1 protein-coding gene is annotated in these 347 nt (G+C 57.3%); it reads left to right on the top strand.

From position 1 onward, the window contains the following. On the top strand, positions 1-347 hold a 347-nt coding region (locus RVY79_RS18180; protein ID WP_317465935.1), incomplete at both ends, for a hypothetical protein.

The raw sequence follows: 347 nt of genomic DNA on the forward strand, positions 1-347 counted from the left end.
CTCGTCGGACTGGGACGATGTTGTCGAAAATATCCTGGAGTGGTGCAAAAACCTTGGGTATCTCGTTGAGACAACGGACCCTTTGTTCCCGAGACTGGTGCGGAGCTTTGCCGACGCCGAGAAGACCGCTCAAGCCATCATTCGCCAACGCAACGCCGGCGATGCTGCTGTCTTCCCGACGCCAGAACTTGCGAAGCCGCGCTTGTCCGAGATGGTGGAGGCGTATACGGCTCACAAGGAAGGAAATGTTGGGCGCAAGACCTTCACGACCTGCCTCAGCATCTGGCAACGCTTCATCGATTTCTGCGGAGACATAGCCCTCGATGCCGTGACCTCGGAGTTGGTCT

Origin of the sequence: Chromohalobacter sp. HP20-39 (assembly GCF_033052815.1) — a bacterium.
In the GTDB taxonomy this organism is placed as follows: domain Bacteria; phylum Pseudomonadota; class Gammaproteobacteria; order Pseudomonadales; family Halomonadaceae; genus Chromohalobacter.